General features: G+C 69.6%; 22 protein-coding genes and 1 tRNA gene. 21 read left to right on the forward strand and 2 right to left on the reverse strand.

Annotated features, from left to right (window positions below; translation table 11 throughout):
• Positions 1-2 precede the first annotated feature (2 nt).
• Complete coding sequence (locus tag ACWDA7_RS12395) at positions 3-302, reverse strand: hypothetical protein (RefSeq protein ID WP_450604067.1); 300 nt, start codon at positions 300-302, stop codon at positions 3-5.
• Positions 303-496: 194 nt separating this feature from the next.
• Here ACWDA7_RS12395 and ACWDA7_RS12400 point away from each other — a divergent pair, with 194 nt between their 5' ends.
• Complete coding sequence (locus tag ACWDA7_RS12400; RefSeq protein ID WP_450604068.1) at positions 497-1,501, forward strand: hypothetical protein; 1,005 nt, start codon at positions 497-499, stop codon at positions 1,499-1,501.
• Between the two features lie 277 nt (positions 1,502-1,778).
• On the opposite strand, the gene ACWDA7_RS12405 is transcribed toward ACWDA7_RS12400, so the two are convergent.
• Positions 1,779-1,850 (reverse strand) — tRNA-Arg (locus ACWDA7_RS12405).
• A gap of 256 nt (positions 1,851-2,106) precedes the next feature.
• Between ACWDA7_RS12405 and ACWDA7_RS12410 the strand changes: the two genes are divergently transcribed.
• The 20 genes from ACWDA7_RS12410 to ACWDA7_RS12505 all read left to right on the forward strand — a co-directional run bounded on the left by ACWDA7_RS12410 (position 2,107) and on the right by ACWDA7_RS12505 (position 23,533).
• Complete coding sequence (locus ACWDA7_RS12410; protein WP_450604069.1) at positions 2,107-2,604, forward strand: response regulator; 498 nt, start codon at positions 2,107-2,109, stop codon at positions 2,602-2,604.
• Positions 2,605-2,904: 300 nt separating this feature from the next.
• Positions 2,905-4,035 (forward strand): ArgS-related anticodon-binding protein NrtL, encoded by a 1,131-nt coding sequence (nrtL, locus tag ACWDA7_RS12415; protein ID WP_450604070.1) that lies wholly within the window; start codon positions 2,905-2,907, stop codon positions 4,033-4,035.
• An 18-nt stretch (positions 4,036-4,053) separates the two neighbouring features.
• Positions 4,054-5,448, forward strand: a complete 1,395-nt coding sequence (lysA, locus tag ACWDA7_RS12420; RefSeq protein WP_450604071.1) for a diaminopimelate decarboxylase — start codon at positions 4,054-4,056, stop codon at positions 5,446-5,448.
• A 165-nt stretch (positions 5,449-5,613) separates the two neighbouring features.
• Positions 5,614-6,960: a homoserine dehydrogenase gene (locus ACWDA7_RS12425; RefSeq protein ID WP_450604072.1), complete on the forward strand. Its 1,347-nt coding sequence runs from the start codon at positions 5,614-5,616 to the stop codon at positions 6,958-6,960.
• Between the two features lie 6 nt (positions 6,961-6,966).
• Positions 6,967-8,025 (forward strand): threonine synthase, encoded by a 1,059-nt coding sequence (thrC, locus tag ACWDA7_RS12430; RefSeq protein WP_450604074.1) that lies wholly within the window; start codon positions 6,967-6,969, stop codon positions 8,023-8,025.
• Positions 8,026-8,287: 262 nt separating this feature from the next.
• Complete coding sequence (gene thrB / locus ACWDA7_RS12435; RefSeq protein WP_450604075.1) at positions 8,288-9,205, forward strand: homoserine kinase; 918 nt, start codon at positions 8,288-8,290, stop codon at positions 9,203-9,205.
• 406 nt (positions 9,206-9,611) lie between these two features.
• Complete coding sequence (rho, locus tag ACWDA7_RS12440; protein WP_450604076.1) at positions 9,612-11,543, forward strand: transcription termination factor Rho; 1,932 nt, start codon at positions 9,612-9,614, stop codon at positions 11,541-11,543.
• 442 nt (positions 11,544-11,985) lie between these two features.
• Positions 11,986-13,125: an LCP family protein gene (locus ACWDA7_RS12445; RefSeq protein WP_450604077.1), complete on the forward strand. Its 1,140-nt coding sequence runs from the start codon at positions 11,986-11,988 to the stop codon at positions 13,123-13,125.
• Between the two features lie 228 nt (positions 13,126-13,353).
• The gene (gene rpmE, locus ACWDA7_RS12450; RefSeq protein WP_006142443.1) at positions 13,354-13,575 is read left to right on the forward strand and encodes a 50S ribosomal protein L31; all 222 of its coding nucleotides are present in this window, start codon (positions 13,354-13,356) and stop codon (positions 13,573-13,575) included.
• A gap of 145 nt (positions 13,576-13,720) precedes the next feature.
• Positions 13,721-14,788, forward strand: coding sequence for a peptide chain release factor 1 (gene prfA / locus ACWDA7_RS12455; RefSeq protein WP_359395592.1), 1,068 nt, complete (start codon positions 13,721-13,723; stop codon positions 14,786-14,788).
• A 68-nt stretch (positions 14,789-14,856) separates the two neighbouring features.
• Complete coding sequence (gene prmC, locus ACWDA7_RS12460) at positions 14,857-15,696, forward strand: peptide chain release factor N(5)-glutamine methyltransferase (protein WP_432932644.1); 840 nt, start codon at positions 14,857-14,859, stop codon at positions 15,694-15,696.
• Positions 15,697-15,751: 55 nt separating this feature from the next.
• Entirely contained in the window at positions 15,752-16,399 is a 648-nt protein-coding gene (locus tag ACWDA7_RS12465; protein ID WP_359395459.1) for an L-threonylcarbamoyladenylate synthase, read from the forward strand.
• Positions 16,396-17,073, forward strand: coding sequence for an arsenate reductase/protein-tyrosine-phosphatase family protein (locus ACWDA7_RS12470; protein WP_359395457.1), 678 nt, complete (start codon positions 16,396-16,398; stop codon positions 17,071-17,073). Before ACWDA7_RS12465 ends, ACWDA7_RS12470 begins: the two co-directional genes overlap by 4 nt.
• Positions 17,074-17,324: 251 nt before the next feature.
• Complete coding sequence (locus ACWDA7_RS12475) at positions 17,325-18,566, forward strand: serine hydroxymethyltransferase (protein WP_450604078.1); 1,242 nt, start codon at positions 17,325-17,327, stop codon at positions 18,564-18,566.
• A gap of 127 nt (positions 18,567-18,693) precedes the next feature.
• Positions 18,694-20,034, forward strand: coding sequence for an MraY family glycosyltransferase (locus ACWDA7_RS12480; RefSeq protein WP_450604079.1), 1,341 nt, complete (start codon positions 18,694-18,696; stop codon positions 20,032-20,034).
• Between the two features lie 300 nt (positions 20,035-20,334).
• A complete protein-coding gene (locus tag ACWDA7_RS12485; protein WP_450604080.1) occupies positions 20,335-20,772 on the forward strand; it encodes a hypothetical protein in 438 nt (145 codons plus the stop codon).
• Positions 20,773-21,045: 273 nt separating this feature from the next.
• Positions 21,046-21,816: a F0F1 ATP synthase subunit A gene (gene atpB, locus ACWDA7_RS12490; protein ID WP_450604118.1), complete on the forward strand. Its 771-nt coding sequence runs from the start codon at positions 21,046-21,048 to the stop codon at positions 21,814-21,816.
• Between the two features lie 77 nt (positions 21,817-21,893).
• Positions 21,894-22,133, forward strand: a complete 240-nt coding sequence (atpE, locus tag ACWDA7_RS12495; protein ID WP_046591560.1) for an ATP synthase F0 subunit C — start codon at positions 21,894-21,896, stop codon at positions 22,131-22,133.
• Between the two features lie 39 nt (positions 22,134-22,172).
• Positions 22,173-22,721, forward strand: a complete 549-nt coding sequence (locus ACWDA7_RS12500) for a F0F1 ATP synthase subunit B (protein WP_450604081.1) — start codon at positions 22,173-22,175, stop codon at positions 22,719-22,721.
• Complete coding sequence (locus ACWDA7_RS12505; protein WP_450604082.1) at positions 22,718-23,533, forward strand: F0F1 ATP synthase subunit delta; 816 nt, start codon at positions 22,718-22,720, stop codon at positions 23,531-23,533. The genes ACWDA7_RS12500 and ACWDA7_RS12505 overlap by 4 nt, the downstream gene beginning before the upstream one ends.
• Positions 23,534-23,552: the final 19 nt, after the last annotated feature.

Here is a 23,552-nt window from a genome sequence, read left to right on the forward strand (position 1 = left end):
CACTACTTCAACGCACTGTTGAACCCCCGCCTTTTGTGACCGGTGTCACGCGGCAGATCCGGTACGGGGCTTGAAATGGGCTTGTTCTCCGGTCTCGGCCGTCCGCAGGACTCGGGGGTCTGCCTCCGAGCCTCGGGAACGCTGGCGAAGACCAGCGTGAGCCCAGGGGCGGCCACCGGCGGAATCGGCCCCTGCCCCACGCCCTTGCGGGCGCCGCTCTCCTCGAAGCTGTGCGCGCTGATGTTCTTCTCGATGGTGTCCTCGACGGCCGCCGGGGCGAGCGTCACGCCGAGGTGCGCCAACTTGGGTCAGCTGGTTCCTTGTAGGGAGCTCGCTGGCTCCGAATCGCCAACGAGGGCGGTCGGCCGTTGAGGGGCAGAGGGCCGTCCGTCGGGAGCTCCCGGAAACCCGGTGCGGCCCGATCCCGCACACGCGTACGCTGTCGGTGCCGCAGGCGTGACCACCTCCGCCCGGCGCAACTCCAAAAGGACATCACGTGAGTACGTCATTCCCGTTCCTGCAGGCGTGGATGGACAAAACCCGGCAGGATCACCCGCTGCGCGATTACGTCGACCAGGCCGTCGGCAGCGGGGCACCGGACGGCATCGCCTCGATCTTCTGCGAGGCTTTCGAGAACATCATCGAGTCCCTGGAGAAGGCGCAGCCCCAGCGCCTCGACAGCGTGCGCGGCGTCTTCCGCAAGGCCCGCACGTTGGACGATGTGCTGATCGTGCGAGCCGAGCTCGTGGCCGGCGCCAAGCTCGCGCGCGCTGGCGTTCTCTTCGACTTCGGTCGGCGCAACGGCGCCACCGAACCGGACCTGGTGCTGCGCGAGATGGATCTCGGCGTCGAGGTCAAAGCCCGCCGCCTGGACGGTCTGCGGGACCTGCACGATGAACTCGAGGCCGCGCTCGCTGGCATCCACCCGCCGGTCCTCGTACACCTCACGCCCGACTCGCAGCCGCTCATCATCAAGGCCGACGTACGGGCCAGGGTGGTCGAAGAGACCGTCCAGCGGGTGCACAGCGGGAACTTGGTAACCGCAGTGTTCGAGGTGGAGCAGCCCTGGTCGGCCCGCAAGCGCCTCCTGCTCCGTGTCGGCATCCTTCCCGCGGTCGACCTGCCCAGCGGCTCGCGGGTCGTCGTCACGAACCACTTCTGGGGCAACGAGCCGGGCCCGCACCTGATGGACGCCGAGGACCAGGTGCGGGCCGTCCTAGAGGACACGCAGAAGACCCGCCAGGCCGAGTCCATGCCCACGATCCTCTTGGTCGACGCTGCCCGCACGGGCATGGCCTGGATCCGCTCGCCGCAGGTCTGGGCGCAACGTCTGGCGATGCTGCTGCCCGACACCACCCCGTTCGTCGGTGTCGCCGTGATGATCCCGACGCTCGACGACCCCGACGTGGGGATCTCCCTGGGCCTGCGTGTGAACCTGTCCGACAAGGATCGCCACGCCGTGAATGAGCTGGTCGGCTGCCTCGGGCTTACCGCAGTCTGAGGGGTACGGCTCCAGGAGGTCCTGCCGGGCGGGCCGCCGTTGCCGTAACCAGCGGTCACTCATGGTCTCCGGTCTGTCCACGCACGGTCCACACGGCCACTCTCGGAGGCCGGAGAAACGCCGGCTGACCTGCTGCGAGGCCTCACAAGATCAACACGCTATTACGACGTGATCACTGGCAAACGCCTGCTTCCGGCGGCGTCTGCCTGCATAAGCAACAAGACCCCGGCCTCAACGTTTCCGCTGGTGACGGGGTCTTTGGGCACCTTATGCAGGGTGCCCCCGGCAGGATTCGAACCTGCGCACACGGCTCCGGAGGCCGTTGCTCTATCCCCTGAGCTACGGGGGCGTGTCGGCCGTTCTCTGTGGCGACGGGTAGAACCCTACCAGCTCTTTCGGGGTCGTCATGAACAGGTTTCCCGGGCTGTGCGCCGAGCGCGGCTCCCCTGGGCAAGGGGGCAACACCGCGCGTGGCCGCCCTCAGCCCAGCTCCGTTGGCCGACGCTGCCGAATGGCGGAACGGGTGTCGGGCGCGGCTCGCCCGGACGGGGTGGAAGTCAGGGAAAACCCGGACGCGGCACCCTGTGTCCACCTACCCTCGAGTTGTGCCAGGCGTGTCCGGCCGGGTGCTTGTTGTAGACGACAACAAGGTCATCCGGCAGCTGATCAGGGTCAACCTCGAGCTGGAGGGTCTCGAGGTCGTGACCGCGGCCGACGGTGCCGAGTGTTTGGACGTCGTCCATCAGGTGCGGCCCGATGTGGTCACCCTGGATGTCGTCATGCCACGGCTGGACGGGCTGCGGACCGCCGCCCGGCTTCGTGCCGATCCGCGCACTCGGAACCTCCCCCTCGCCATCATCAGCGCGTGCACTCAGTACGAGGTCGAGAGCGGCCTCGACGTGGGCGTCGACGCATTTCTTGCCAAGCCCTTCGAGCCGTCCGAACTTATCGACCTCGTGAAGGAACTGATGGAGCGTCGCGGGCGCGTCGACTCCGGTGCCGAGGTCGCGGCTGAGGTCGCAGGCTCCTTCGGCGGTGCGCGCGGCCCCGAGCACACCGAGCACGCCGTCCATCCCGATCCCGCGGGGCGCCCAGGAGCCTGAGCAGCTTCCTATTTCGGGGCTAGGGGCAGAGGCCGAAGGTCCGGCGGGCAAGGGTGGCCCCGGCGGCGTCAAATCGCCGCACTGGCCTCAGCGGCCGCATTGGCTGTCAGCGGTCTCAACCGCCTCAGCCGCCTCAAGTCCGTCCGGCCGCGCCCCCATCGACATCCAGACCGGAGTAGGACCGCAGCGCACGCAAGCCCCCGAGCCCCGCCCAGCCCGCCCAGTACCCTCGTCCACATCCCGGACGCTCGACCCAAACCAGGTCGCATACCCACCCCCCTCCTCCCATACCCTTGTCCCGTGACCCCCGTCGAGCTCTCCCGTACCGTGCTGCGCGCGGTGCGTTGCGCTGTGGACGACGGGGAACTCAGCGTCGCCGTGCCTGAACGTGCCGTCGTCACCGCGCCCGGGCCCGGAGGCCGTGGCGACTACGCCACCAACATCGCCCTGCAGCTCGCCCGTCCCGCCGGGTGCCCGCCCCTGCAGGTGGCCGAGATTCTCTGTCCTCGGCTCCGTGACGCAGCCGGAGTCGCCGACGTCGAGATCACCGGGCCCGGTTTCCTCAACATCCACCTCGAACCGGCCACCGCCACCGCCGCCCTCGTCGGGGAGATCCTCGGCCGCGCGCGCCCCATCGGCGCTGACTGCCCCAACGGTCCCATTCGCCTCAACAGGACCAGCCGCCCCGACGGCCCCACCGCCACCGGCCACAGCCACCCCGCCCCCAGGCGCACACCCCCCGCCCCCACCCCGAACTACACACCCCCCACCCCCTACGGCCACACCCCCACCCTCGCCCAAACCGTCGTGCCCCTCCGTATCCCCTACGAAGTACGTGCCGAAGTCGTCGCCGACACCCTTGTGCGTGTCATCGCCACTCAGGGCGGACGTGCCGAGGTCGATCACGTTCGTCCCGGGGAGAGCGTCGATCTGCGGCCCGTGCCGGCGCCCGAGGACCCCGCTCCTCTGGGGCCCGACGCCGCCCGCTGGGCGCTGCTGTATCCCGCCGGCCACGACCGGCCTCGGATCACCGCCGATCATCTGCTGCAGCGTGAGAGCAACCCTCTCTTCCGCGTCCGTTACGCCCACGCGCGCGCCCGTGCGCTCGGGCGCAATGCTGCCCGGCTGGGCTTCACCTCCGTACCCGGTGATGTGACGGACGTGCCGAGCGCCGCCCCTCTCGTCCGTGCCCTCGCGGAGTATCCGAACGCCCTCACCCAGGCGGCCGCCCACCGCGCGCCCGACCGGCTCGCCCGGCATCTCGTGGCCGTCGCCGATGCCCTGCTCGCCTTTCAGCACACCGTGCTCCCGCTCGGCGACGAGAAACCCTCGGCCGCCCACCGGGCCCGGCTCGCTCTCGCCGAAGCAGCCGGGACGGTGCTGGCCGGCGGCCTGTCCCTGCTCGGCATCAGCGCACCCGACTATCTCTGAGAGAGCTCCGATCACACCATGAGCCGTTCCGCACATCCCGCCGGGCCCCGCTACGCCGACGTCCTGCCCGAGGGCCACTACTCCGCCCCGCCCACCGACCTCAACTCCCTCGACCCGAAGGTGTGGGCCCAGACCGTCACCCGGGACGAGCAGGACGGCGTCGTCCGCGTCGGTGGTGTCGATGTGAAGACGCTCGCCGAGGAGTTCGGCACCCCGGCTTATTTCATGGACGAGGCCGACTTCCGGGCCCGCGCCCGGGCCTGGCGTACCGCCTTCGGTGACGACGCCGATGTCTTCTACGCGGGAAAGGCGTTCCTGTCCCGTGCCGTCGTGCGCTGGCTGAACGAGGAGGGGCTGAACCTCGACGTGTGCTCCGGTGGTGAGCTCACCACCGCGCTCGCCGGGGGCATGCCCGCCGAGCGCATCGCCTTCCACGGCAACAACAAGTCCGTCGAGGAGATCACCCGGGCCGTCGAGGCCGGCGTCGGGCGGATCGTGCTCGACTCCTTCCAGGAGATCGTGCGGGTGGCGCACATCGCCCAGTCCCTCGGCAGGCGGCAGCGCGTCCAGATCAGGATCACCGTCGGCGTCGAGGCGCACACCCACGAGTTCATCGCCACCGCTCACGAGGACCAGAAGTTCGGCATCCCGCTCGCCGACGGGCAGGCCGCCGAGGCCGTGCGACGCGCCCTTCAGTTGGACGGGCTCGAGCTCATCGGCATCCACAGCCACATCGGGTCGCAGATCTTCGACACGTCGGGTTTCGAGGTCGCCGCCCACCGGGTCGTGGGGCTCCTCAAGGTCATCCGGGACGAGCACGGCGTCGAGCTTCCCGAGATCGACCTCGGGGGCGGGCTCGGGATCGCGTACACCAGTGACGACGATCCCCGTGAGCCGCACGAGATCGCCAAGGCGCTGACGGAGATCGTCACGCGTGAATGTGAGGCCGCCCGTCTGCGTACTCCGCGGATCTCCGTCGAGCCCGGGCGCGCCATCGTCGGGCCGACCGCCTTCACGCTGTACGAGGTCGGGACCATCAAGCCGCTGGAGGGCCTGCGTACGTACGTCTCGGTCGACGGCGGCATGTCCGACAACATCCGTACCGCTCTCTACGACGCCGAATACAGCGTCTCCCTGGTCTCCCGGGCGTCCGACGCCGAGCCCATGCTGGTCCGTGTGGTCGGCAAGCACTGCGAGAGCGGCGACATCGTCGTACGGGACGCCTTCCTGCCCGCCGACCTCGCGCCCGGCGACCTGATCGCCGTGCCCGCCACCGGCGCCTACTGCCGTTCGATGGCCAGCAACTACAACCACGTGCTCCGCCCGCCGGTGGTCGCCGTGAGCGACGGCGAGGCCCGGGTGATCGTCCGGCGGGAGACGGAGGAGGACCTGCTTCGTCTCGACGTCGGCTGACCGTGCGCACGGCCCTCGGGGCCTCTGGGACCCGGCGGAAGATCTCGCGGTCTTCCACCGCTGACAAAATGAAATGCTCGTCTCACGATCCGGACAAAGGGCAGAAAGTACCGTCCGGTGAGTGAGACTGGTCGAACCGTGGACCGCATGAGGAAACGAGGTCGGATGATGCGTACGCGTCCGCTGAAGGTGGCGCTGCTGGGCTGTGGGGTTGTCGGCTCAGAGGTGGCGCGCATCATGACGACGCACGCCGCCGACCTCGCCGCCCGCATCGGAGCCCCCGTCGAACTGGCGGGAGTCGCCGTACGGCGGCCTTCCAAGGTGCGGGAGGGCATCGACCCCGGCCTCGTCACCACCGATGCAACCGCCCTGGTCAAACGCGGGGACATCGACGTCGTCGTCGAGGTCATCGGCGGTATCGAGCCGGCCCGCACCCTTATCACCACCGCCTTCGAGTACGGCGCGTCGGTGGTGTCGGCCAACAAGGCCCTGCTCGCCCAGGACGGGGCCGCCCTGCACGCGGCGGCCGAGGAGAACGGCGAGGACCTCTACTACGAGGCGGCCGTCGCCGGGGCCATCCCGCTGATCCGACCGCTGCGCGAGTCGCTCGCCGGTGACAAGGTCAACCGGGTGCTCGGGATCGTCAACGGCACCACCAATTTCATCCTCGACAAGATGGACTCCACCGGGGCGGGCTACCAGGAGGCCCTGGACGAGGCGACCGCCCTGGGATACGCGGAGGCCGACCCCACCGCCGATGTCGAGGGATTCGACGCGGCCGCCAAGGCCGCGATCCTCGCCGGGATCGCGTTCCACACGCGGGTGCGCCTCGACGACGTCTACCGCGAGGGCATGACCGAGGTGACCGCCGCCGACTTCGCCTCCGCCAAGAAGATGGGCTGCACCATCAAGCTGCTCGCCATCTGCGAGCGTGCCGCCGACGGGGGCTCGGTCACCGCGCGCGTGCATCCCGCCATGATTCCGCTGACCCACCCGCTCGCCTCGGTGCGCGGCGCGTACAACGCCGTCTTCGTGGAGTCGGACGCCGCCGGTCAGCTGATGTTCTACGGGCCCGGTGCCGGGGGTGCGCCGACCGCTTCCGCCGTGCTCGGCGATCTGGTCGCCGTGTGCCGCAACCGGCTCAACGGTGCCAAGGGGCCCGGCGAGTCCGCGTACGCCGCCCTGCCGGTGTCCCCGATGGGCGATGTCGTCACGCGCTACCACATCAGCCTCGACGTCGCCGACAAACCGGGTGTTCTCGCTCAGGTCGCGACCGTCTTCGCCGAGCACGACGTCTCGATCGATACGGTTCGCCAGCAGGGCAGGAATCAGAGCGGCGGCGACGCGGTGGTCATCGAACAGGGTGGTGAGCGACGGGACGGCGGCGAGGCGTCCCTCGTCGTCGTCACCCACCGTGCGTCCGACGCGTCCCTGGCCGGGACCGTCGAGGCGCTGCGCAGCCTCGACACCGTGCGGGGTGTCGCCAGCATCATGCGGGTTGAAGGAGAGTAGCCAGCAATGACCCACCAGTGGCGCGGAATCATCGAGGAGTACCGGGACCGGCTGCCGGTGTCCGACAGCACGCCGGTCGTCACGCTCCGTGAGGGCGGTACGCCGCTCGTGCCCGCGCAGGTGCTCTCCGAACGCACCGGGTGTGACGTTCATCTCAAGGTGGAGGGCGCCAACCCCACCGGGTCCTTCAAGGACCGCGGCATGACCATGGCCATCTCCAAGGCCAAGGAGGAGGGCGCGAAGGCCGTCATCTGCGCCTCCACCGGCAACACGTCCGCCTCCGCTGCCGCCTATGCCGTACGCGCCGGCATGGTGTCGGCCGTGCTCGTCCCGCAGGGCAAGATCGCGCTGGGCAAGATGGGCCAGGCGCTGGTGCACGGGGCGAAGATCCTCCAGGTCGACGGCAATTTCGACGACTGCCTCACCCTCGCGCGCGCCCTGTCCGAGAACTACCCGGTGGCGTTGGTCAATTCGGTCAACCCGGCGCGTATCGAGGGTCAGAAGACGGCGTCCTTCGAGATCGTGGACATGCTCGGCGACGCTCCCGACATCCACGTCCTGCCGGTGGGCAACGCGGGCAACATCACCGCCTACTGGAAGGGCTACCGGGAGTACGCCGCGGACGGCGTCGCCACGCGGACCCCGCGCATGTGGGGTTTCCAGGCATCCGGCTCCGCCCCGATCGTGCGCGGTGAGGTCGTCAAGGACCCGTCGACCATCGCCACCGCGATCCGCATCGGCAATCCGGCGTCGTGGAAGTTCGCCCTGGCGGCGAGGGATGAATCGGGCGGCTTCATCGATGAGGTGACGGATCGTGAAATCCTGCGTGCCTACCGACTGTTGGCCGCACAGGAGGGCGTCTTCGTGGAGCCCGCCTCGGCCGCGTCGGTCGCCGGCCTGCTGAAGGCCGCCGAACAGGGCAAGGTCGACCCGGGGCAGCGGATCGTGTGCACCGTCACCGGCAACGGGCTCAAGGACCCCGACTGGGCCGTCGCGGGCGCCCCGCAGCCGGTCACGGTCCCGGTCGACGCGGCCACGGCGGCCGAGCGGCTCGGGCTGGCATGACGCGGCGACTCGCGCGACGCGGTCGCCGCCGAGGGATAACCCCGTAGGCGCCCGGCTGCGGGGGCACAGGGGGCATACGACACGCATCGTGCGCCTCCTGTGCGCCCTATGTCGCCACAGAACCTTCCTTCGATAAGCTGTACCGAACCCGCCCGCCGCATATGCCGCGGTACACCGCCGTCCCTGCGTCCCGGCCCTCGGGTTTTCCGCACGTTTCGCATGTCATTCGACCATCACGCAGCTCAAGGAGAGTCATCGAGCGATGGCCGGTCCAGCCTTCCGCGCCGCCGCCGTCAGGGTGCGCGTCCCCGCCACCAGCGCCAACCTCGGCCCGGGCTTCGACGCCCTCGGCCTCGCGCTGGGGCTGTACGACGACGTGGTCGTCCGGGTGGCCGACTCCGGGCTGCACATCGACATCGCAGGTGAGGGCAGCGAGACGCTCCCCCGCGACGAGAGCCATCTCCTCGTACGGTCCCTGCGTGCCGCCTTCGATGCCCTGGGCGGGCAGCCGCGCGGCCTGGAGATCGTCTGCGCCAACCGCATTCCGCACGGTCGGGGCCTCGGTTCCTCCTCCGCCGCGATCTGCGCCGGCATAGTCGCCGCCCGCGCCGTCACCATAGGCGGCGACAGCCGGCTCGACGACGCCGCGCTGCTGGAGCTCGCCACCGAGATCGAGGGCCACCCGGACAACGTCGCGGCCTGCCTCCTCGGGGGGTTCACGCTCTCCTGGATGGAACGCGGCGCCGCCCGCGCGATCCGCATGGACCCCGCCGATTCCATCGTTCCGGTGGTTTTCGTCCCCGGAAAGCCGGTGCTGACCGAGACCGCGCGCGGACTGCTGCCCCGTTCCGTACCGCACGTCGACGCTGCCGCCAACGCGGGCCGCGCCGCTCTGCTCGTCGAGGCGTTGACGAGGCGTCCCGAGCTGCTGCTGCCCGCCACCGAGGACCGCCTTCACCAGGAGTACCGCGCCCCGGCCATGCCGGAGAGCACTGCGCTGGTGGAGCGGCTGCGGGCCGACGGGATCCCCGCGGTGATCTCCGGCGCCGGACCCACCGTCCTGGCGCTGGCCGACGGCGCGAGCGCCGACAAGGTGGCCGACCTGGCGGGCGAGGGCTGGGCCGCCAATCGGCTGGACCTCGACATGCAGGGAGCGAGCGTGCTGCCGCTTGCGTCCTGACACACGGTTGCCGGATTTGGAGAGGGGGAATGTTTGTTGGATCCGGTAGTGTTAACCTCAAGTCTGCACCGGGCCCAGCCATGGCGAGGTGCTTCGTGTCCCAGTCCGGGACGACCATTCTTCCGGGAGCCTCCCAAGCCGCACTGTGTTCCGTATCACGTACGTGAGTACGTCGTACGCGGACACTGAACGGGTTGCAGAGCACGCTCCGGAATCGGCGTGAACGAGCCGCGTGACACAAAACCGGGTGTCACTGCTTCGGGAAGCGCCAATCACCAGTTATTTCCTCCGCCGTTTTTGGCGGACCACCGCCCCGGCACGGTCCACACAGCAGGGACTCAAGCCGGACAGCACAACCGGTCGCCGAGCCAGACAGGCCGACGTCCGCTCCAGGGAAGGACCCTTCGTGAGCGACACCACCGATCTGATGGGCGCACGTGTCGAGGAGACCGCTGCCGCGCCCGCCACGGACGCCTCCGCGCCTGCCACCGGTGCCGGCTCCCGGCGGCGCCGCGGTACCGGCCTTGAGGGCATGGTGCTGGCCGAGCTGCAGCAGGTCGCATCCGGCCTCGGCATCAGGGGCACGGCGCGCATGCGCAAGAGCCAACTGATCGAGGTCATCAAGGAGGCGCAGGCGGGAGGCGGTGCCCCGGCCAAGGCCGAGGACGCCACCGAGACCAAGCCCAAGCGCCGGTCCACCTCCAGGACCCGCACCGGCGACGAGGCCGCAGCGGCCGAGCCCAAGGCCGAGAAGCCGGCCGAGCAGGCCGTGGCCTCGCAGCAGATCGAGATCCCCGGCCAGGGAGCCGGTGACGACACCACGGCTGAGCGCAGCCGCCGCCGTGTGACCGCCGAGGCCGGCAGCCCCGAGACGGTCGCCGCCGAGGCGAAGACCGAGGCGCCGGGCCAGCAGGCGCAGCCGCAGGGCGACGCCGGTGACGGCGACGGCCGCCGCCGCGACCGCCGTGAGCGCGGCCGTGACCGAGACCGCCGGGGCAAGGGCGACGAGCAGCAGGGCGGCCAGCAGCGTCAGCAGCAGGGCCAGCAGCAGGGCCAGCAGCAGGGCGGCGGCCGCCAGGACCGGCAGCAGCAGGACGACGACGACTTCGAGGGCGGGCGCCGGGGCCGTCGCGGCCGCTACCGCGACCGCCGTGGCCGCCGTGGGCGCGACGACGTCGCCGAGCCGCAGGTCACCGATGACGACGTCCTGATCCCGGTCGCGGGCATCCTGGACATCCTCGACAACTATGCGTTCATCCGTACCTCGGGCTACCTGCCGGGGCCGAACGACGTGTATGTCTCCCTCGCCCAGGTCCGCAAGAACGGCCTGCGCAAGGGTGACCACGTCACCGGCGCGGTCCGCCAGCCGAAGGAAGGCGAGCGCCGCGAGAAGTTCAACGCGCTCGTCCGCCTGGACTCCGTCAACGGCATGGCGCCCGAACACGGCCGTGGCCGCCCGGAGTTCAACAAGCTGACGCCGCTGTACCCGCAGGACCGGCTCCGCCTGGAGACCGACCCGGGCGTGCTGACCACCCGCATCATCGACCTGGTGTCGCCGATCGGTAAGGGCCAGCGCGGTCTGATCGTGGCCCCGCCGAAGACCGGCAAGACCATGATCATGCAGGCGGTCGCCAACGCGATCACCCACAACAACCCCGAGTGCCACCTGATGGTCGTCCTCGTCGACGAGCGTCCGGAAGAGGTCACCGACATGCAGAGGTCGGTCAAGGGCGAGGTCATCTCCTCGACCTTCGACCGTCCGGCCGAGGACCACACCACGGTCGCCGAACTCGCCATCGAGCGGGCCAAGCGTCTGGTGGAGCTGGGCCACGACGTGGTCGTCCTGCTCGACTCGATCACGCGTCTGGGCCGTGCGTACAACCTCGCCGCGCCGGCCTCCGGCCGCATCCTGTCCGGTGGTGTCGACTCCACGGCCCTGTACCCGCCGAAGCGCTTCTTCGGTGCCGCCCGCAACATCGAGGACGGCGGTTCGCTGACCATCCTCGCCACCGCCCTGGTGGACACCGGGTCCCGCATGGACGAGGTGATCTTCGAGGAGTTCAAGGGCACCGGCAACATGGAGCTCAAGCTCGACCGGAAGCTCGCCGACAAGCGCATCTTCCCGGCGGTGGACGTCGATGCGTCCGGCACCCGCAAGGAAGAGATCCTGCTCGGCGCCGAGGAACTCAGCGTCGTCTGGAAGCTGCGCCGGGTGCTGCACGCGCTCGACCAGCAGCAGGCGATCGAGCTGCTCCTCGACAAGATGAAGCAGACGAAGTCGAACGTCGAGTTCCTGATGCAGATCCAGAAGACGACGCCGACGCCGAACGGCGACTGAGCGCGTCCGGCACCCTGAGGGCCGCCCCCGTCCGATCGGACGGGGGCGGCCCTTTTCGCCTTCTCGGGACAGGGCTTCCGGCTCCGTGCGCCCGATGACGCCGTTTGCCATCGCAAGGCACCAGGAAGGCCGCGGGAGAGACTTTCGCCACAAGGGTCAAGGTCGGTACCGGTTTGCAGCGGTACGACATTTTCGAGTGAAACCCCAGGTGGTAGGGGGTCTATTCGGCTCGGCGGTCACGGACCGTGCTTGACTTCCCACACGCTGGGCACCGTGCGTTGTGCAACCCTGTCCCGGGTTTCTCCGTCTGACGTACGGAGTGACCATGGAGCGACAGGGGTCCCCCGTCCGGGGGACACCGAGATCGTCCGACAGGGTCACGGTCGACCAGGACTGGCCCTGAAAACAGGGGGTACGCGACCGGACGAGGACTGAGGAGCACATGCCTGCGGACACCACACCGGACGGCGGCATAGCCGACGAGGCGGCACCGGCAGGCCCGCGCAGCCGGGCCAAGGGCCGCCGCCGCAAGCCCCGCGGCAAGGGACGCAGGGCGCTCCTCGTCACTGCCTGGACCGCCGCCGGCATCGTCGTGCTCGGCGGCACAGGTCTCGGCTACGTCTACTTCAAGCTCAACGGCAACATCAAGAGCGTCGACATCAACCAGGCCCTCGGCACCGACCGGCCCACCAAGGTCGACAACGGCTCCGAGAACATCCTGGTCCTCGGCTCGGACAGCCGCTCCGGCAGCAACAAGAAGCTGGGCGGCGGCACCGACGACGGCAGCGCACGCTCCGACACGGCGATGATCGTGCATCTCTACAAGGGCCACAAGCGGGCGAGCGTCGTCTCCATCCCGCGCGACACGCTCGTCGACCGCCCCCGGTGCACCGGCACCAACGGCACCGCGTACCCCGCGGCCTCCGCCGTGATGTTCAACTCCGCCTACTCGACGGGCGGCGCCGCCTGCGCGGTGAAGACGGTGGAGTCGCTGACCGGCATCCGCATGGACCACTACGTCGAGGTGGACTTCTCCGGCTTCCAGAAGCTGATCGACGACCTCGGCGGCGTCCAGGTGACCACCACCAAGAACATCGACGACAAGAACAGCCACCTCGATCTGCAGGCCGGCACGCACACCCTCGACGGTCAGCAGGCGCTCGGCCTGGTGCGCACCCGGCACGGCGTGGGCGACGGCTCCGATCTCGGCCGCATCCAGCTCCAGCAGGCCTTCATCAAGGCCCTGGTGGAGCAGGTCGACCACATCGGCGTCCTGAGCAGCCCGACCAGGCTGCTGGACCTGGCCGACACCGCGACGAAGTCCATCACCACCGACTCCGACCTGGCCTCCGTCAAGGCACTGGCGTCCTTCGCCGACGGGCTCAAGGGCATCGGCTCCTCGCACATGAACATGGTGACGACGCCGGTCGAGTACGACCCGTCGGACCCCAACCGGGTCCTGGTGGAGAAGAGCAAGGCCAAGCTGGTGTGGGACGCCCTGAAGAACGACAAGCCGATCCCGGCGAGCGCGACGAAGGGAACGGCGACAGGCGAGGCCAAGGGCGTCGTGGCGTCGTCCTGACAGGGTCTTCGCGCACCGGCGGTGGGCCCGCCCTCGGGGCCCCTGGGGGCCTCTGCCGGCGCACCGGGCAGGCACCCCGGGGCTCCGGGGCAGTAGTGGGAATAGATCACTTGTGCCCCCGGTTTTGGGGGATGCGGCCAGTCCTGGCAGACTGGTACGTCGGCTCCGGTTCACGCTCCCGTATCCCGCGGCAGCGACCCGGCGCCCTCCATGAACCTAGGAGACACCTTGAAGCGCGACATCCACCCCGAGTACGTCGAGACGCAGGTCAGCTGCACCTGCGGCGCGTCGTTCACCACTCGCAGCACCATCCAGTCCGGCACCATCCGGGCCGAGGTCTGCTCCGAGTGCCACCCGTTCTACACGGGTAAGCAGAAGATCCTCGACACCGGTGGCCGTGTGGCCCGCTTCGAGGCCCGCTTCGGCAAGGCTGCCGCTGCCAAGAAGTAGCGAGCCCACAGCGCCGGTCTCCGGCGCCCCCTTTTCGCACGCCGAAGCGGGGGCGCCGGGACCGGCGCTTTGCGGTGCAGCCACTGTTCGTCGTACGTACGTCCCCATGTCCAGCCGGACGGGGGACATCCCATGGGAGCCGGAGATGTTCGAGGCGGTCGAGGAACTGGTCGGTGAACACGCCGACCTGGAGAAGAAGCTCGCCGATCCGTCGGTCCACGCCGACCAGGCCAACGCGCGCAAGCTCAACAAGCGCTATGCCGAGCTGAGCCCGATCGTCGCCACGTACCACTCCTGGAAGCAGGTCGGCGACGACATCGAGACCGCGCGCGAACTGGCCGCCGACGACCCGGACTTCGCCGCCGAGGTCAGGGACCTGGAGAAGCAGCGCGAGGGGCTGACCGAGAAGCTGCGCCTCCTGCTCGTCCCGCGGGACCCCAGCGACGACAAGGACGTGATCCTCGAGATCAAGGCGGGCGCGGGCGGCGACGAGTCCGCCCTGTTCGCCGGCGACCTGCTGCGCATGTACCTGCGCTACGCCGAGCGCGTCGGCTGGAAGACCGAGATCATCGACTCCACCGACTCCGAGCTCGGCGGCTACAAGGACGTCCAGGTCGCCGTGAAGACCCGCGGTCAGCTGGAGCCCGGCCAGGGCGTGTGGGCCCGCCTGAAGTACGAGGGCGGGGTGCACCGTGTGCAGCGCGTTCCCGCGACCGAGTCGCAGGGCCGTATCCACACCTCCGCGGCCGGTGTGCTGGTCACGCCCGAGGCGGAGGAGGTCGACGTCGAGATCAACCCGAACGACCTCCGTATCGACGTCTACCGCTCCTCGGGCCCCGGCGGCCAGTCCGTCAACACGACCGACTCCGCGGTGCGCATCACGCACGTTCCCACCGGGGTCGTCGCCTCCTGCCAGAACGAGAAGAGCCAGCTGCAGAACAAGCAGCAGGCGATGCGTATCCTGCGCTCCAGGCTGCTGGCCATGGCGCAGGAGGAAGCGGAGAAGGAGGCCGCGGACGCCCGCCGCAGCCAGGTCCGCACCGTCGACCGCTCCGAGAAGATCCGCACCTACAACTTCCCGGAGAACCGCATCTCGGACCACCGTGTCGGCTTCAAGGCGTACAACCTGGACCAGGTCCTGGACGGCGACCTCGACGCGGTGATCCAGGCCTGCGTCGACGCGGACTCGGCCGCCAAGCTCGCGGCCGCGTAAGGCACGTACACAACCGGAGGACCAGCGTGCAGCAAGATTTTGGGGGGCGACCCTCAAGCCCCCGCAGTGTGCTGCTCGCGGAGGTGGCCCAGGCCACCCAGCGGCTGGCCGACGCCGGCGTGCCCTCGCCTCGCAACGACGCGGAGGAGCTCGCCGCGTTCGTGCACGGCGTCAGGCGGGGCCAGCTGCACACCGTCAAGGACTCGGACTTCGACGCCCGCTACTGGGAGGTCATCGCCCGCCGCGAGGCCCGCGAGCCGCTCCAGCACATCACCGGACGCGCCTACTTCCGGTACCTGGAACTCCAGGTCGGGCCCGGGGTGTTCGTCCCGCGCCCGGAGACCGAGTCGGTCGTCGGCTGGGCCATAGACGCGGTGCGCGCGATGGACGTCGTCGAGCCGCTGATCGTGGACCTGTGCACCGGCTCGGGAGCCATCGCGCTCGCCCTGGCCCAGGAGGTGCCGCGGTCCCGTGTCCACGCCGTGGAGTTGTCCGAGGAAGCCCTCCAGTGGACACGCAAGAACATGGAAGGCTCCCGGGTCGACCTGCGCCAGGGGGACGCCCTTGGGGCCTTCCACGACCTGGACGGCCAGGTCGACCTCGTGATCTCCAACCCGCCGTACATCCCGCTGACCGAATGGGAGTACGTCGCTCCCGAGGCCCGCGACCACGACCCGGAGATGGCCCTCTTCTCCGGCGAGGACGGCCTCGACCTCATCCGCGGCCTGGAGCGCACCGCGCACCGGCTGCTGCGCCCCGGCGGTGTCGTCGTCATCGAGCACGCCGACACCCAGGGCGGCCAGGTGCCGTGGATCTTCACCGAGGAGCGGGGCTGGGCCGACGCGGCCGATCACCCCGACCTCAACAACCGCCCCCGCTTCGCGACCGCCCGCAGGGCGCTGCCGTGAGCACCCCGAAGACTCTCTTTCCGCAGCAGTACGTGTACGAGGAGGCCAGCTGAAGATGGCACGGCGATACGACACCAACGACGCGACCGACCGCACGACCGGTCTGCGCGAAGCCGCGTCCGCCGTCCGCCGTGGCGAACTCGTGGTGCTGCCGACCGACACCGTGTACGGCATCGGCGCCGACGCGTTCTCCTCGGAGGCCGTGAGCGACCTGCTCCAGGCCAAGGGCCGGGGCCGCAACATGCCCACGCCCGTCCTCATCGGCTCCCCGAACACCCTGCACGGCCTCGTCACGGACTTCTCGGAGATGGCCTGGGAGCTGGTCGACGCGTTCTGGCCGGGCGCCCTCACGCTCGTCGCCAGGCACCAGCCGTCCCTGCAGTGGGACCTGGGGGATACCCGTGGCACCGTCGCCGTGCGCATGCCGCTGCACCCGGTCGCCATCGAGCTGCTGACCGAGGTCGGCCCCATGGCCGTCTCCTCCGCGAACCTGACCGGCCACCCCGCACCGGAGACCTGCGACGCCGCGCAGGAGATGCTCGGCGACTCGGTCTCCGTCTACCTCGACGGCGGCCCGACCCCCGGCAACGTGCCGTCGTCCATCGTCGACGTCACGGGCAAGGTGCCGGTCCTGCTGCGCCAGGGCGCGCTGTCGGCCGAGGAGCTGCGCAAGGTGGTCCCCGACCTCGAGGTGGCGAATTGACAGCCCCTGACGCGGGGCGTGGCATAGGCAACGGGGACGAGACGGGAAGCCCGGTACAGGTGGGGCTTCACCGTGACACCTTCCGCATCCTCCACGTCAGCACCGGCAACGTGTGCCGCTCGCCGATCACCGAGCGGCTGACCCGGCATGCCCTGGCGGACCGGCTCGGAGACCCCTTGTGGGGCGGGCTGATCGTGGAGAGCGCGGGCACCTGGGGCCACGAGGGCGCGCCCATGGAGGCGAACGCGGAGACGGTCCTCGCCGACTTCGGCGCGGACCCCTCCGGCTTCGTCGGCCGGGAACTCCTGGACGAGCACGTGATCCGCGCCGACCTGGTCCTGACCGCGACCCGGGACCATCGCGCCCAGGTCATCTCCATGGGCCACTCGGCGGGCCTGCGCACCTTCACGCTGAAGGAGTTCACCCGCCTCGTACGCGCGATAGACCCCGCCACGCTGCCTCCGCTGGAGGACGGCGTGGTCGCCCGTGCCCGCGCCCTGGTCCGGGCCGCTGCGGCCCTGCGCGGCTGGCTCCTCGCCCCGACGGTCGAGGCGGACGAGGTCTTCGACCCGTATGGGGCACCGCTGCCGTTCTTCCGCTCGATCGGGGACGAGATCCACCAGGCGCTGGACCCGGTGGTGACGGCCCTGACGGGCGTCCGGGCCCGGGCCTGATCCGCGATCCACGGCTTCTTCGCAGGCAACGCCCGTGCCCGTCAGGACGGCCGGGCGCCGCAGCTCCGGTGCGCGCGGGAAGGGGCCCGGTCCGCCCGTGCCCGGCGGTACGGCCAAGGCGCCGCAGCCCCCTGTGCGTGCGGACGGGGGACCCCGTCAGGGCTCATCGGTACCCGCGCGGACGCGGTGACCGGCGGGCCCGGGGCGCCGGGCCTACATTGGACGTACGTTCCCGACGCCCGGAGCCCACCATGGCGGTCACGCACACCCTCGAGGCCGACGTCCTGCAGCGGCAGGACCCCGAGCTGGCCGAGATCCTCCTCGGGGAACTCGACAGGCAGTCGACGACGCTGCAGCTCATCGCGGCGGAGAACTTCACCTCGCCGGCGGTGCTCGCCGCCCTCGGCTCCCCGCTCGCCAACAAGTACGCCGAGGGCTACCCCGGTGCCCGCTACCACGCCGGGTGCGAGATCGTCGACATGGCCGAGCGCATCGCCGTGGAGCGGGCGAAGGCACTGTTCGGGGCCGAGCACGCCAATGTGCAGTCGCACTCGGGATCGTCCGCGGTGCTCGCCGCGTACGCCGCACTGCTCAGGCCCGGCGACACCGTGCTCGCCCTGGGGCTGCCGTACGGCGGACATCTCACGCACGGCTCGCCCGCCAACTTCTCGGGCCGCTGGTTCGACTTCGTCGGCTACGGGGTGGAGGCGGACTCCGGGCTCATCGACCACGAGCAGGTGCGCACCCTCGCCCGTACCCATCGCCCCAAGGCCATCGTCTGCGGGTCCATCGCCTATCCGCGGCACATCGACTACGCGTTCTTCCGGGAGGTCGCCGACGAGGTGGGCGCCTACCTCATCGCCGACGCGGCCCACCCGATCGGCCTGGTCGCCGGCGGCGCGGCGCCCAGTCCGGTGCCGTACGCCGACGTCGTCTGCGCCACCACGCACAAGGTGCTGCGCGGCCCGCGCGGCGGCATGATCCTGTGCGGGAGCGAACTCGCCGAGCGCGTGGACCGGGCCGTCTTCCCCTTCACCCAGGGCGGAGCGCAGATGCACGCCATCGCCGCCAAGGCCGTCGCGTTCCGGGAGGCGGCGACGGAGCCGTTCGCCGTGTACGCGCACCAGGTGGTGATCAACGCCCGTTGTCTCGCGGCGGCCCTCGGTGCCGAGGGGCTGGCGATCACCACCGGCGGCACAGATACCCATCTGCTGACGGTGGACCCCGCCCCGCTGGGCGTGGACGGCCGTACCGCGCGGGGGCGGCTCACGGCGGCCGGCATGATCCTGGACACGTGTGCGCTTCCTCACGGCGACGCCCGCGGCCTGCGCCTGGGCACCGCCGCTCTGACCACGCAGGGCATGGGCGAGGCCGAGATGACGTACATCGCGGAATTGTTCGCGGCCGTGCTGCGGGACGAGGCGGACAGCAAGAAGGTGCGTGAAGAAGTGCGGGAGCTCACCGGAAGATTTCCGCCGTATCCCGGCCGGTAGTGGGTAGGCGGAGCGGAGTGCACAGCCACCCGTGCAACCATCGTCGCTACCCGTTAGTCCTCAACCATATGCACGCGAAGCTAGGCTGTGGGGCTGAGGATGTTCAGCGAGATCTGTGGGGAAGCCCGTGCGTGAATACCTGCTGACGCTCTGCATCACGGCCGCGGTGACGTATCTGCTGACAGGGCCGGTACGCAAGTTCGCGATCGTGGCCGGAGCCATGCCGGAGATCCGGGCCCGTGACGTGCACCGGGAACCGACCCCCCGGCTCGGCGGTATCGCCATGTTCTTCGGCCTGTGCGCGGGCCTGCTGGTGGCCGACCACCTCAAGAGCCTCAACGAGGTCTTCGCGAAGTCGAACGAGCCGCGGGCGCTGCTGTCGGGCGCCGCGCTCATCTGGCTCATCGGTGTTCTGGACGACAAGTTCGAGATCGACGCCCTGATCAAGCTGGGCGGCCAGATGATCGCCGCGGGCGTGATGGTCATGCAGGGTCTGACGATCCTGTGGCTGCCCGTACCGGGCGTCGGCCTGGTCGCGCTCACGCAGTGGCAGGGCACCCTGCTGACGGTGGCGCTGGTCGTCATCACGATCAACGCGGTCAACTTCGTCGACGGCCTCGACGGCCTCGCCGCCGGCATGGTGTGTATCGCGGCCGCCGCGTTCTTCATGTACGCGTACCGCATCTGGTACGGCTACGGTCTGGAGGCTGCCGCCCCGGCGACCCTGTTCGCGGCTGTCCTGATGGGCATGTGCCTGGGCTTCCTGCCGCACAACATGCACCCGGCGCGGATCTTCATGGGCGACTCGGGCTCGATGCTGATCGGCCTGGTGCTCGCTGCCGGGGCCATCTCGATCACCGGCCAGGTGGACCCGGACGCGATGAACCTCTTCTCCGGTTCCGAGCGGGCGACGGTCCACCAGACCGTCCCGGTCTACATCCCGCTGCTGCTCCCGCTGACGATCATCGCCGTCCCGGCCGCCGACCTCGTCCTCGCGATCGTGCGCCGTACCTGGCGGGGCCAGTCGCCGTTCACGGCCGATCGCGGGCATCTGCACCACCGGCTCCTGGAGATCGGCCACTCGCACAGCCGGGCCGTGCTGATCATGTACTTCTGGTCGGCGCTGATCGCCTTCGGCGCCCTGGGGTACTCCGTGAACTCGGCGTCGCTGTGGATCGTGCTCGGGATCGTGGCGCTGAGCGCGGTCGGCCTGGTCCTGCTTCTGCTGCCACGGTTCACGCCGCGCGCGCCCCGCTGGGCGGAGGCATTCGTTCCGCCGCGCTACCGCCGCCGGGCCCCCGCCGTCCTGAATCCCCTGGACGCCGAAGCGTTCGGGGCGGAGGAGCGGACGGAGCCCCAGCAGGAGCACCGCACCCCGGTCGCCGCGAGTGTCTCCGGGCTCAACGGCGCCACCGCCCTCAGTACCCGGACCCGGCTGGAACGGCACGAGGCCGAGCCTTCGCGTTGACCGCGTCCAAGGTAAGAATCTGACTAACGCGTTGCCAAAACGTGGGGGTCCAAAGACCCCCAATACCAGGCAAGGCACCCCGGCGCTCGCACAGACGCGCAGGTTCACTCTCATGTGTGACCGCCTGCACAGCACCTAGGTAAAGACCACATCAAATAGTTTGTGATACCGTTCACGAGAACCCGGGATAGAGCCGAAGGACCCAAGCAAGGGCCCCCTCGGTGTGTGGACCCCACTCGGCCCGGGACTACGCTCGTCCATGACGACACCCCTGCCCCCTGAGTAAGCGGAGTTGCCGCCATGCCGTCCAATGACGCCCGGAACCTTCTGCGGATCGCCGTGCCCACCGCGGCCGTCGGCGTGATCAGTGTCGCCGTGAGCGGCGTGGTCGCGGGGGGCGACGGAGCGCTCGGCGCGGCCGTCGGTACGGCGCTCGCCATCCTGTTCATGGGACTCGGCCTGTACGTCCTGCAGTGGACGGCAAAAACGCTCCCGCACCTGTTTCAGGCCATGGGGCTGATGCTCTACGTCGCTCAGCTCCTGCTGCTGCTGATCTTCGTCGGCCTGTTCAAGCACACGTCTCTCTTCGACCCGAAGACGTTCGCTCTGTCGCTCGTCGTCGCGACCGTGGTGTGGATGGCCGCGCAGGCTCGTGCGCACCTGAAGACCAAGATGTTCTACGTCGAACCGGACGCCCAGAACAGCGAGAAGTCCCAGAACGCGGGCTCTCCGTCGTGAGGGGTAGGGCCGGGATAAAGACGTGTGAGAGATCCTGCTATCGTCCGGTGCCAACTGCGGCATCGCGGGCGCGGGCATCCGAGCTGACGCCTGCTTATTCGCGAGGCTCTATGCCCCCCAGCCGCCCCCACATCCGTAACACCAGTCCGGTGCCGATCCGCGGCTGCGCGCCGCGCCGACACAACGAGGTTGCCGTACCCATGCGTCACGCCGAAGGAGCCCGCGGTGAGTGCTGACCAGACCCAGCTCGCCTTTGACTGGAGTTGTCGGATCCTGTCCGACAACGGGTGCGGCTTTCCGGCTCCGGGCCTGCACTCGTTCCTCTTCAAGCCGCTCGCCACGGTCGGCGGCTTCGAGTTCAACAAGGTGATGCTGCTCGCCCTCATCACCACCGCCGTCGTCGTCAGCTTCTTCTGGGCGGCCTTCGGCAAGGCCAAGGTGGTCCCGGGCAAGCTGCAGATGGTGGGCGAGGCCGGCTACGAATTCGTGCGCCGCGGCATCGTCTACGAGACGCTCGGCAAGCGCGAGGGCGAGAAGTACGTCCCGCTGATGGTCTCGCTGTTCTTCTTCATCTGGATCATGAACATCTGGTCCGTGATCCCGCTCGCCCAGTTCCCGGTGTCGTCGATCATCGCGTACCCGGCGGTGCTCGCCGCCGTGGTCTACGTGACGTGGATGACGATGACGTTCAAGCGCCACGGCTTCTCCGGCGGATTCAAGAACCTCACCGGCTACGACAAGTCGCTCGGCCCGGTGCTGCCGCTCGTCGTGGTCATCGAGTTCTTCTCGAACGTCCTCGTCCGGCCGTTCACACACGCGGTGCGACTGTTCGCCAACATGTTCGCCGGCCACCTGCTGCTCGCGATGTTCACCGTCGCCAGCTGGTACCTGCTGAACAGCTACATGATCCCCGGTGCGGGCGTCTCCTTCGCGATGACCGTCGTGATGATCATGTTCGAACTCTTCATCCAGGCCGTCCAGGCGTATGTGTTCGTGCTGCTGGCCTGCTCCTACGTTCAGGGCGCTCTCGCCGAGCACCACTGACCGCCACCCGCTCCACACCACCCCAGTCGTCCGGTGGCCAACCCCCACCGGTCCGTAAAAGAGAAGGAAGAAACGGCATGTCCGCTGCCATCGACCTCGCCGCCGGCGTCTCCGGTTCCCTCGGCTCCATCGGTTACGGCCTCGCCGCCATCGGCCCCGGTATCGGTATCGGCATCATCTTCGGTAACGGCACCCAGGCCCTGGCCCGTCAGCCCGAGGCGGCCGGTCTGATCCGCGCCAACCAGATCCTCGGCTTCGCCTTCTGTGAGGCGCTCGCCCTCATCGGCATCGTTATGCCGTTCGTGTTCGGTCAGTAATCACATACTCACCGACACGTATCGACGAAAGGCACTGATGTGATCGCCACCCTGGTTCAGTTGGCGGCTGAGGAGAAGCAGAATCCCCTCGTCCCGCCGGGTCCTGAGCTGCTCGTCGGCACCATCGCCTTCGCCATCGTGTTCTTCTTCTTCTGGAAGAAGGCGCTTCCGAACATCAACAAGGTTCTCGAGGAGCGCCGCGCGGCGATCGAAGGCGGCATCGAAGAGGCCGAGGCCATGAAGGTCGAGGCCCAGAGCGTGCTCGAGCAGTACAAGGCTCAGCTCGCCGAGGCCCGGCACGAGGCCGCGCGTCTGCGCCAGGAGGCGCAGGAGCAGGGCGCCACTCTCATCGCCGAGATGCGCGCGGAAGGCCAGCGGCAGCGTGAAGAGATCGTCACCGCTGGTCACACGCAGATCGAGGCCGACCGCAAGGCCGCCGCTCAGGCACTGCGTCAGGACGTCGGCAGGCTCGCCACCGAGCTGGCCGGCAAGCTGATCGGTGAGTCCCTCGACGACTACGCCCGCCAGAGCCGCGTCATCGACCGGTTCCTCGACGAGCTCGAGGAGAAGGCCGAGGCCGCGCGATGAACGGAGCGAGCCGCGAGGCCCTGGCAGCCGCACGGGAGCGTCTGGACGCGCTGACGGACTCGACGTCCGTGGACGCGGCACAGCTCGCCGACGAGCTGGCGGCCGTCACCGCGCTGCTCGACCGCGAGGCGTCGCTGCGTCGGGTCCTGACCGACCCGGCGCAGCCCGGCGAGGCCAAGGCCGAACTGGTCCGGCGCCTGCTCGGCGCCCAGGTCACCGGGCCGACCCTGGACCTGGTGTCCGGCACGGTGCGCTCGCGCTGGTCGCAGCCGCGCGACCTGGTGGACGCGCTCGAGGAGCTGGCGAATGTCGCCGACCTCACCGCCGCCGAGAAGGCGGACGCGCTCGACGACGTCGAGGACGAGCTGTTCCGGTTCAGCCGGATCGTCTCCTCCAACACCGAGCTGCGTGCCGCGCTGACCGACCGGGCCGTTGGTGCCTCGGCCAAGATCGAGCTGCTGCACCGGCTGCTCGGCGGCCGCGCCAACGTGACGACCGAGCGTCTGGTGACGCGCCTTGTGACCGCGCCGCGGGGACGTAGCCTGGAAGCGGGACTCGAGTCCCTGTCCAAGCTCGCGGCCGCGCGCCGTGACCGCATGGTCGCCGTCGTCACCTCGGCGGTGCCGCTGAGCGACGCCCAGAAGCGGCGCCTCGGTGCCGCGCTGGCCAAGGTCTACGGCCGCCAGATGCACCTGAACCTCGACGTGGACCCTGAGGTCCTCGGCGGGATCCAGGTGAAGGTCGGTGACGAGATCATCAACGGTTCGATCGCGGACCGGCTCGAGGACGCGCGCCGCCGCATGGCGGGCTAGCAGCAACTCCATACGCAGT

It is taken from the genome of Streptomyces sp. NPDC001156 (assembly GCF_053598275.1).

Excerpts from the sequence above, each read along its gene's own strand:
- lysA (WP_450604071.1), top strand. The coding sequence starts at position 4,054 with ATGAGCCGTTCCGCACATCCCGCCGGGCCCCGCTACGCCGACGTCCTG.
- ACWDA7_RS12425 (WP_450604072.1), top strand. The coding sequence starts at position 5,614 with ATGATGCGTACGCGTCCGCTGAAGGTGGCGCTGCTGGGCTGTGGGGTT.
- thrC (WP_450604074.1), top strand. The coding sequence starts at position 6,967 with ATGACCCACCAGTGGCGCGGAATCATCGAGGAGTACCGGGACCGGCTG.
- thrB (WP_450604075.1), top strand. The coding sequence starts at position 8,288 with ATGGCCGGTCCAGCCTTCCGCGCCGCCGCCGTCAGGGTGCGCGTCCCC.
- ACWDA7_RS12445 (WP_450604077.1), top strand. The coding sequence starts at position 11,986 with ATGCCTGCGGACACCACACCGGACGGCGGCATAGCCGACGAGGCGGCA.
- prfA (WP_359395592.1), top strand. The coding sequence starts at position 13,721 with ATGTTCGAGGCGGTCGAGGAACTGGTCGGTGAACACGCCGACCTGGAG.
- ACWDA7_RS12465 (WP_359395459.1), top strand. The coding sequence starts at position 15,752 with ATGGCACGGCGATACGACACCAACGACGCGACCGACCGCACGACCGGT.
- ACWDA7_RS12475 (WP_450604078.1), top strand. The coding sequence starts at position 17,325 with ATGGCGGTCACGCACACCCTCGAGGCCGACGTCCTGCAGCGGCAGGAC.
- ACWDA7_RS12485 (WP_450604080.1), top strand. The coding sequence starts at position 20,335 with ATGCCGTCCAATGACGCCCGGAACCTTCTGCGGATCGCCGTGCCCACC.
- atpE (WP_046591560.1), top strand. The coding sequence starts at position 21,894 with ATGTCCGCTGCCATCGACCTCGCCGCCGGCGTCTCCGGTTCCCTCGGC.
- ACWDA7_RS12505 (WP_450604082.1), top strand. The coding sequence starts at position 22,718 with ATGAACGGAGCGAGCCGCGAGGCCCTGGCAGCCGCACGGGAGCGTCTG.